10 protein-coding genes are annotated in these 9810 nt (G+C 39.3%); 4 read left to right on the forward strand and 6 right to left on the reverse strand.

Annotated features, from left to right (window positions below; translation table 11 throughout):
* Both K8S13_RS15480 and K8S13_RS15485 read right to left on the reverse strand, forming a co-directional pair.
* On the reverse strand, positions 1 to 1095 hold a 1095-nt coding region (locus K8S13_RS15480; protein ID WP_291463838.1), incomplete at its 3' end, for a 6-phosphofructokinase.
* A 24-nt stretch (positions 1096 to 1119) separates the two neighbouring features.
* Entirely contained in the window at positions 1120 to 2532 is a 1413-nt protein-coding gene (locus tag K8S13_RS15485; protein ID WP_291463840.1) for a diguanylate cyclase, read from the reverse strand.
* A 213-nt stretch (positions 2533 to 2745) separates the two neighbouring features.
* Between K8S13_RS15485 and ftsY the strand changes: the two genes are divergently transcribed.
* The 4 genes from ftsY to K8S13_RS15505 all read left to right on the forward strand — a co-directional run bounded on the left by ftsY (position 2746) and on the right by K8S13_RS15505 (position 6176).
* Positions 2746 to 3705: a signal recognition particle-docking protein FtsY gene (ftsY, locus tag K8S13_RS15490; RefSeq protein WP_291463841.1), complete on the forward strand. Its 960-nt coding sequence runs from the start codon at positions 2746 to 2748 to the stop codon at positions 3703 to 3705.
* 49 nt (positions 3706 to 3754) lie between these two features.
* Positions 3755 to 5164: a 1-acyl-sn-glycerol-3-phosphate acyltransferase gene (locus tag K8S13_RS15495; RefSeq protein WP_291463844.1), complete on the forward strand. Its 1410-nt coding sequence runs from the start codon at positions 3755 to 3757 to the stop codon at positions 5162 to 5164.
* An 8-nt stretch (positions 5165 to 5172) separates the two neighbouring features.
* Positions 5173 to 5589, forward strand: a complete 417-nt coding sequence (locus tag K8S13_RS15500; RefSeq protein WP_291463846.1) for a nuclear transport factor 2 family protein — start codon at positions 5173 to 5175, stop codon at positions 5587 to 5589.
* A 95-nt stretch (positions 5590 to 5684) separates the two neighbouring features.
* Positions 5685 to 6176: a GNAT family N-acetyltransferase gene (locus K8S13_RS15505; protein ID WP_291463848.1), complete on the forward strand. Its 492-nt coding sequence runs from the start codon at positions 5685 to 5687 to the stop codon at positions 6174 to 6176.
* Between the two features lie 58 nt (positions 6177 to 6234).
* Here K8S13_RS15505 and K8S13_RS15510 read toward each other — a convergent pair whose 3' ends face one another.
* From K8S13_RS15510 to K8S13_RS15525, 4 genes are all read right to left on the reverse strand, one after another.
* The gene (locus tag K8S13_RS15510; RefSeq protein ID WP_291463850.1) at positions 6235 to 6729 is read right to left on the reverse strand and encodes a PaaI family thioesterase; all 495 of its coding nucleotides are present in this window, start codon (positions 6727 to 6729) and stop codon (positions 6235 to 6237) included.
* A 65-nt stretch (positions 6730 to 6794) separates the two neighbouring features.
* Entirely contained in the window at positions 6795 to 8828 is a 2034-nt protein-coding gene (gene ligA / locus K8S13_RS15515; RefSeq protein WP_291463852.1) for an NAD-dependent DNA ligase LigA, read from the reverse strand.
* Entirely contained in the window at positions 8821 to 9588 is a 768-nt protein-coding gene (locus K8S13_RS15520; RefSeq protein ID WP_291463853.1) for a nucleoside phosphorylase, read from the reverse strand. Before K8S13_RS15520 ends, ligA begins: the two co-directional genes overlap by 8 nt.
* On the reverse strand, positions 9557 to 9810 hold a 254-nt coding region (locus K8S13_RS15525; RefSeq protein ID WP_291463855.1), incomplete at its 5' end, for a hypothetical protein. The genes K8S13_RS15520 and K8S13_RS15525, both read right to left, overlap by 32 nt.

Below are 9810 nucleotides of genomic sequence, written 5' to 3' on the forward strand. Positions count from 1 at the left end.
AGACTCAAGAATACCTTCCGGAAGGATCATTACACCGATATTCTTACCAGCAGCAGCTCTTCGAACAATGATATCACATATTAATCTGGACAAATGACGCAAGGTCATACCATATGCAGTATAATCAATTGTCCCGTTTTTTTTGGCCTTTTCAATTCTCTTTGGGTCTGTGTAATCGGCCAGTTCTTCACCAATCAAAGAAAGATTGGCATGTGTCTGAAAGGCACATTCCAATGTCAAATGACTGGCTACTCTTCCCATGACCTTGCAAATATGCCAGTATTTGATATCTGAACCGGCATCAGAGGTGAGGTTACTGATATTTTGTGAAAATGTCCTTGCAGCCGAATGGAATCCAAATGATATGGCTAAAAGTGTTTCTTTGTCATCGGTTTGTACCTGTATATCTCCGTCAATGGTCTTTGGGACACCAATAACTTTAATCCCTGCACTTTTGAACCGCTGGGCAAGAAAGGCAGCATTTGTATTTGAATCATCCCCTCCGATCACCACCAGACCATCCAACTCAAGATCCACACAAGTTTTTAACGATAATTCCATTTTATTTTTAGTATCAATTTTGGTTCTCCCTGTCTTAATCATGGAAAACCCGCCCATATTCCTATAGGCATCCACAAGACTTTGGGTAATTTCAATATATTTTGATTCAATTAAGCCGTCAGACCCCATAAGAAATCCAAACACTTTGGATTCTGAATTATATTTTTTTACCTCATCATACAGCCCTGCGATTACATTATGTCCGCCAGGTGCAGGGCCCCCTGAAAAAACCACTCCTATATTCCAGCGCATGGAGAACATCTGCTTGTCACTTTCGCTTTTCCCCTCGCCTGGAACAAGTCTTTGAACCGGGTTGTCAATAATATCAGGAAGCAGTTTTTGAGCTTCCTTATCAGACTTAAATTTATATTCCGGACAATCTTCTATGTCGGTATACTTTGATGAAAAAATTTTAATCTTTTTGGGAGAAAATGATCGCCTTTCAATGGTTTCAGCATTTACATCCGAGGTCACATCTCCTGTTTTTGTGTGATTTAATAAAAATTCAAGTGATTTATATTTCAAAGACTCCATATCCACTCCTGTTATCCATTCAAATCAATACACTAAAACCCGATTCCTGCCTTGCTCCTTGGCTTTATATACGGCAATATCCGAACGTTCAAAAATCTGCTGATGGTTTTTATCACCTTCTCTGGATTGAGACACACCAATGCTGACGGTCACTTTGACTTTCTCTTTTTTATAGATAAACTCTATTTTTTCAATGGTCTGCCTGATTTTCTCAGCCGCCTCTTTTGCTCCATTGCTGTCGGTCTCCGGCATGATCACCATAAATTCCTCACCCCCATACCGTGCAAGCATGTCATTTTTACGTAATAAGGGCAGGGTTCGCTTTATAATCTCCTGAAGACATTTATCACCAATGGCATGACCATAATTGTCATTGATCAGTTTAAATTTATCTGCATCCATTAACAGCAATGAGAACTGAGTTCCGTACCTTAAAAATCTTGCCATCTCATCTTCAATCCTTTTGTCATACGCCCGCCGGTTATATGCACCGGTTAACTGATCGCGATTCAGCTTCTTTTCAAGCTCTTCTGAATACTTTGTCGCTTCATCAAGCTCTTGTTTCAATTTTGCAAAACCGGATTTAAATGCCTGCCTGTTCTTTTCTGCCACCTCTTTAATGGCTAGGTCTATGGCCTGTTTTTTCTGCAGAGCATTTTCAATGGACGATAGTCTCTGGGCTATCTCAACTTTTAAGGCATCAAGGCTCAAAGCCACATCTGACTCTTGTTTCAGTCCTTCCATTTCAGAGTTTAAAACCAATTCAAACCCTTCATTGGATTGGAACATGGAATCAGTCTGCTGGTAAGTTGTTGCAAGTTTGGATTCAATATCAAGAATTTTACCGACAACTTCCAGGACAAAGGAATTAACCTTTTCACGATCCTGACTGGTATCGGAGATATAAACAAAAATAAGGCTGAATACGCTTTCTCTAATTTCACTGATATCGTTCGTATCTTCTGCCGCTTTTATCCTTGCAGTGATATTGTCAAGTTTATTGAAATATTTTTCTCCCAGGTTGGAGCGAAGATTATTTGCCACATCATGATAACTTTGTTTGTACTCATCAATAAATGATACAGAAGGCCCCTTCATAAAAGAAGAAAACAGCCCCTTTTTCTTCTTACCGGGTACAGAGCCGATATCCTCTTTAAGCATGGCAGTTTTCAATTGCTCAAAAATATATTCGATTTTACCCTCAGACTCTCCTTTTTTCAGTGCGAGGCTCAGAACCTTACAGGTCCTTGCAAAGGAATTGTCGCCAATAGCAACAGAGTCAATAATCACAGGAAAATATTTACGATATAATCTATTGGTTTTTTCAAACCGTTCTTCAACCGCATCAAGTTCTTTTAATAAAGTATCTTTCTGGGACAAAAGCTTTTTCACCTGATCCTGCAATGTCAATAATTTTTCATTCTGGGCAGAACTCATAGGGTGTATTTCCTTTTTAAGGTTAATATAGTCCTTCTATTTTTAACCACAGATGGACAGAAAGTAAAGCAGTTCCAAATTTATTAATAGAGATATCTATGACACATTATGAGGTTAGCCAATATTTCCTTTAAATTTTCATTTACAATCCTTGATTCTGATTCGAGAAAAATGTAAAAGATCATACAAAGAAAATTAAAGGAGTGAGATAAATTGGAGTTTAATATATTTAAAAAAAAGAGTCCTGAAAAAAAAGACCAGGGAACCGGAATTTTTTCAAGGCTGAAAAACGGGCTGTCAAAGACAAGACAAGTATTAACCACAGACATCAATGACCTCTTTGCTTCCACCAAAACGATTGATGAAAACCTTTTTGAAGAGTTGGAAGAGCTATTGATCGCATCAGATCTTGGTATTGATATTACCATGGAAATGATTGAAAGAATACGAAAAAAAGCCAAAAAGCTTTCCAGTGCAGATGAACTCAAACAAGTGTTAAAAGAAGAATTAATTGGACTGTTCCCAAAAAACATTGATACCGAAAAAAATTCCCCAATCACTAAACCCCACGTTATAATGGTGGTCGGCGTCAATGGAACCGGCAAAACCACGACCTTGGGAAAGCTTGCCATGAAGTTCACGTCCCAGGGGAAAAAAGTGCTCATTGCCGCAGCAGATACATTCAGGGCGGCAGCCATTGAACAAGTCGAAATCTGGGCAGATCGATCCTACGCATCCATTGTCAAACATAAGGAAGGCGCTGATCCGGCGGCCGTTGCCTACGATGCTGTCGAAGCATCTCTTGCCAGGGATATTGACATTGTATTAATCGATACGGCCGGCAGACTTCATACACAAAAGAATCTAATGGAAGAGCTTAAAAAGATAAAACGCTCAATTAATAAAAAATTGCCCGGTGCTCCCCATGATGTATTAATGGTTTTAGATGCAACAACCGGACAAAATTCAATTTCCCAGGCAAATCTGTTTAATGAAGCAGTTGAAATCACCCAGATTGCATTGACAAAACTTGACGGAACTGCCAAAGGCGGTATTGTTGCCGCCATTGCAAGCAGTATGAAACTGCCGATAAGATATATTGGTGTGGGAGAGCAGATTGAAGATCTTCAGGACTTTGATTCAAAACTCTTTATTAATGCATTATTTGATTAAATCATTATAAAGCTTTGGTCATAATTGATTCTTTAAACGGGAGAACCTTATGAGTGGACAGATCACGATTTCCATCTGGTTGTTTCTCTTTTTTATCTTAGTTTTTGCCATTGCATTATTGGATCGTATACTGATTCCAAGCACCCGATGGTTTCTTCGCAGACGCATCAATGCCGTGATAGAAGAAATTGGAACCCGGCTCGATATTGAAATGAGACCCTTCCAATTAACCAAACGTCAAGTCCTGATTGATCGTTTGTGCTATGACCCCAAAGTAATAAAAACAATCAAGTCCTATGCAAAAGAAAATGACATGCCCATTGAAATGGTTCAAAAAAAAGTGATCTCCTATGCAAAAGAAATTGTTCCTTCATTTAATGCTTATTTCTACTTCAGGATCGGATACTGGATTGCAAAAAAAATCGCCCGCCTGTTGTACCGGGTTCGCGTAGGGCTTTTTGAAAATGATCAATATAAAAATATAGATCCTGATTCCACGGTTGTCTTTATTATGAATCATCGTTCCAACATTGATTATATTCTTGTGTCATTCCTGGCAGCAGAGAGAACCACACTTTCCTATGCAGTCGGTGAATGGGCAAAAATATGGCCGCTGCATATGCTGTTTCGGTTCATGGGAGCTTTTTTTGTAAGGAGAAACTCCGGGAATGCCTTGTATCGAAGGGTCTTAGAAAGATATATCCACATGGCAACCCAACAGGGCGTATGCCAGGCTGTCTTTCTTGAAGGCGGACTCAGCAAGGATGGTAAGCTTCAGAAACCCAGACTCGGTTTGATTGATTACATGCTGCGCAGTTTTGATCCCAAAAAAGACCAGGATATCATCTTTATTCCTGTGGGTATCAATTACGATCGTACCATAGAAGACAGAAGCCTTTTAAGGTCATTAAATTCTGATGTAAAAAAAAGAAGCCTTTGGTTTATTTTCAAGACAAGTATTTTCTTTATTTTGAGAAATTTTACCCAGATGCTGCTTTCCAGGTGGCATCGATTTGGTTATGCCTGTGTAAATTTTGGAAATCCGATTTCAACTATTGCCTATTCAAAAAAACATGAAATTGTTTTTAAAAATTTGCCGCGCAAACAAAGATTTCCTGAAATCAAAAAACTGTGTGACACACTAATAAACAAAATTTCAGCTGTTGTGCCCATCGTCCCTGTATCTATAGTGTCCCAATTTTTTTTAGAAAATCTTGACAAAGAGCTCACCTTTTTAGATATTGAGAATGGGTGTGGATCAATTTTACAAAAAATAAAAATAAAAGGTGCCCCTGTTATTGAAACAGCCCACAGCACCAGAAAACATGCTATTTCCGAAGCCATCTCGCTGATGTTGCTTCGAGACATGATAAAGGAAGCAGATGGATTATTTACCTGTAATGATACAGAGATCCGTCTATTACAATATTATGCCAACACACTAAACCAATGGTTATAGGTGAATCAATGAAACTTTCACAAAAAGAAATAAGAATCTTGTTAAAAGAGTGGAATCTTGCCTGGGGAAAGCATGACCTTGATAAAGTACTGGCCCTTTTCCACGATGATATTTTCTTTGAAAACTGGACCGGTGCTTATATCAAAGGGATAAAAGCACTTAGAAAAGCCTGGGAGCCCTGGTTTAACAATCATGGTAATTTCAGGTTTTTAGAAGAGGAAACTTTCATTGATGAACAGCATCAAAAAGTTCTCTACAGATGGATTCTTGAATGGCCTTCGAGTGAACCGGGTTTTGAAGACAAACCTGAAATCAGGAAAGGTGTGGATGTGATTCACTTTAAAGATGGAAAAATTATTAACAAGCTGACGTATACGAAAACAACCATTGAAATTGATAACAAGAGATTGCCTTTGCATTTATAGATTGATTGTATTGATTTAAAAAAAATGGTTAATCCCATAAAATCCATTTTGTAAAAAATAGGAATTTTTTCAATTTCAATATACAGGAGTTAATTATGACTCAGACTGAAATATTTGAAGCCAATCTGGATCTCACACTTCACTCACAGGCTGTTTTAGAATTATTGAACGCCTATGCCGCAGATCCCATGGGAGTTGGAAAACCCCTGACTCAGGATGTTTTAAAAGAATTAATCCCGGGGCTGCAACATCATCCAACCACGATCATATTCATAGCTTTCCATGATAACAAGGCTGCCGGCATAGTTACATGTTTCAAAGGTTTTTCAACTTTTCAGGCACGCCCGATGATTAATATCAGTGATTTTTATCTGCACCCGGATTATAGAGGATTAAAAATCGGTCAAAGACTTTTAGCAATAGTTGAAAAAAAGGCTATTGAATTAAGTTGTTGCAAGATCACTTTGGAAATCCAGGAAAACAACATTCGTGCGATGCAGATCTATAAAGCTGCAGGGTTCAACCAGGATGTCCATGTAAAGGAAGTCGGCAGAGCGGTTTTATTTTCAAAACCTTTGTCAAAATAAATGCAGTTCAAACTGTTATTTCCCATTGACTCCCTGCTCTATTTGTCCAATTGAATCCTTATCCCCTGTTAAAGACACCTGCCATTTTAGAAATAAGATCATTTGGCACGATATTAAGTTTTTTAAAATTATCTGGTGTAAAAAGAGCAAATTCACCGATACTCATTGTACACAGCTGGCCTTTTTCATTGTAAATTTCTCCTGCCATGATTGCATTTCTTTCATCAATCCGTTCTTTAATATATCCCAGGGCTTTAAGCTTCGATCCAATTGTAACAGGTTTTAAAAAAGAAGTATTTATGGTTTTTGTCAACATAAACCGTTTTGCAAGATGCATGGCTGCCCAGCCCATGATCTCATCACATATGGTCGACAACACCCCTCCGTGCACGATATTGCTCCACCCTCTTAAATGGTCCGGTACGATAACAATGGATCGAATCTTTTCTTGTTTTCTTTCAAAGGTCATCTTAAGCCCATGATGATTTTCAGAGCCGCACCCGAAACAATTCATATCCACATTGGGAATTTTCTCCCATTCTTTAGTATTCATTTTTTTTCTCTCGCATTGCTTTTTTATCCAAGCACAGATGATTCAATCATATCACACGTTAAACTTTATACATATTCTTTCAGCAAAGCTGTAAAGCGGGTTTCATCCAGTATTTCAATTCCAAGCTTTTGGGCTTTTTCAAGCTTGGATCCTGCCTTTTCACCGGCAATAAGAAAGTCGGTTTTCGAGCTGATACCTGATGTAACACCGGCACCAAGCTTTTCAAGCTGTTTTTTAGCCTCACTGCGCGTCAGGGTTAGCAGTGTACCGGTCAGCACAATGCGTTTATTGTTAAACGGGTTATCATGGGATTCTGATGGCTGATCATTGGTAATGATGACATCTGAACGGGTAATATTTTTGATAATTATCTTATTTTCCAGGTTAGAAAAAAATTGAGTGACCGCGGCTCCTGTTTCCGGACCGATCCCTTTGATCTCTATTAAGATTTCTTCAGACGTCTCCATAATACCATTGAGAGTTGAAAATCTTTCTGAGATCAGTTTGGCTGCATTTTCCCCTGTATGATCAATCCCCAATGCATAAACAAAGCGTCTTAAAGAAATATTTTTTGATTTTTCTATAGACTGAATTAGATTAGTTGCGGATTTTTCAGCCATCCGGTCAAGACCGGCAAGTTTCTCCTTTTCCAGTAAAAATACATCTGCAAATGATTTTAGCATGCCTTCATTCACCAGTTGATCAACGATTTTCTTTCCAAGCCCTTCTATATCAAATGCCTTTTTTGAAACAAAATGTTTGATTCGTTCTTTTAACTGAGCCTGGCAGGATGCATTAACACACTTATTGATATGGGATTTGTCCAGTTTGGTTTTTTGTATTTTACTATGGCAGACCGGACAATGGACCGGCATTTTAAAGGAGACTTCATTACCCTTTCTTTGGGATTCAATGATTTTCACTACTTTTGGTATGACATCCCCTGCCCTCATTACAAGAGCCTTGTCACCAATACGGATATCTTTTCTTTTTATTTCATCTTCATTGTGCAAGGTGGCTCTTGAGACCATGACTCCGCCGATATTGACGGGTTCCAATATGGCCACCGGGGTTAAGACTCCTGTTCGACCGACCTGAATAATAATATCCTTTATGGTCGTGGTCTTCTGCATGGCAGGAAACTTATAGGCAATGGCCCATCTCGGACTTTTTATTTTTTCACCCAATTGCCGTTGTAACCGGGTATCATTAACTTTAATCACCATACCGTCAATTTCATAGGCAAGATCTTCTCTTAAGGCTTCAAGTTCTTTATAAAATTTTAAAACCTTGTCTATGGTGATCCCGGCCTTTATGTGCGAATTGACTGGAAAACCAAAATCTTTGAGTGCCTCCAGCATCTGTGACTGGTTTTGAAAGGAAATCCCCTGTACAAGGCCTGTACCATAAACAAAAATATCAAGTGGTCGTGTTGCTGTTATCTTGGAATCCAATTGCCGCAAAGACCCTGCTGCTGCATTTCTCGGGTTGGCAAAAACATTTTGTTCATTTTCAAGACGGGTGTTGTTCAGGCGATTAAAATCAGACCGTGTAATGATAACCTCTCCTCTGACTTCGAGCAGGGAAGGCGCTTTTAGTTTACCCTCATGCAATTTTAACGGAACAGATCTGATGGTCCTGACATTTTGGGTGATCACCTCCCCTGTGACACCGTCTCCCCGGGTACTTGCCTGTACCAGTATCCCGTTTTCATATTTCAATTCAACCGCAACCCCATCCAGCTTAGGTTCAACTATATATAAAACATCTTCTTGATTTAATTTTTTAACAATTCTTTTATGAAAATCCAGAACATCCTGATCAATAAATGCATTATCAAGGCTTAACATGGGAACTGAATGAATGGCTTGCTCAAATCCACTTAGAGGCGGCGCTCCCACTCTTTGTGTCGGAGAATCCGGGGTTGAAAACCGGGGGAACTTCTCTTCGATTTCAATGAGGCGCTTGAGCATATAATCATACTCGACATCTGAGATCACAGGCTCATCCAGGACATGGTATTGATAACTGTGTCCTGTCAATTCCTTTTGAAGTCTTCTTGCTTCTTTTTTTATCTGGTCTGTATTTTGGTCATTCATTTTCACACAATTTTTCAGCAAAGGTCATCACGGATTCACAGGCAGTCGCCCTTGCAAGTTTAAAGCGTTTTTTCCTGAATCCGGGATCCCAGTCTTTTGATGCCACGCTGTCAGACACAACAAGGAGTCCTGCAATTTGGACTTTTCGATAAAGGGCCACAGAAAAAAGGGCTGAACATTCCATTTCAACCGCCTGAGCCCCAAGTTTTTTAAAATAAGCAACCTTGTTTTTTGTCTCCCTGTAAATAGCATCTGTGGTCCAGACAGTTTTTTTTTGAAAACTGATTTCACAGGATGTCAAATGGTCTGATAATTGATCCATTAAATTCAAATCCGGCAGTGAACTGGGAATATCTTTGTCCAACACTTTGTAATTACAGGATGTTCCCTCATCCACAATAGCCTTGCAGGGAAGAATAATATCCCCTACCTTCAGTTGATCCGTCACAGCCCCGCACCAGCCCAGAATAATGATCTTATCAGCTCCTTTAGCAATTAATGACTCTAAAAGCATTGCAGCGTAAGGGGCGCCGATAAAGGGTCCGACAATGCAAATACCCTTATCACATCCATCCGGCGTCATAAGGGTACTCATAAAAAAAGGCTTAACCTCAGGGTTCAGGACATTTGATCTTATGAGGTTAATATCGGGTTCACAACTTACTGTCACTGCCACAGAACCGATATCATTTGCTCGGCGTGCCCCTAAAGGAGGGACTATGGATTCATTACTCAGGTCCGACCAGGTCGGATAATTCATCCTTTACCTCATCAATGATATCATAAATCCACGTAATGTCTTCAATGGAAAGCCTGCCAGCCTTTGAAGGTGCTCTGTCAGTCCCGTCTTTCTTTTTCAAAATTCTGGGTCCCAGCTGAACTTTTGGTTCTCCGTCTCCATACTGATGGATCGAAATAAGAAGTCCTGTTTCTTTATTTTTCCATTCTTTTAATTTTTTATCCTTTTCAGGATCATATCCTG

It is taken from the genome of Desulfobacula sp., assembly GCF_021107415.1.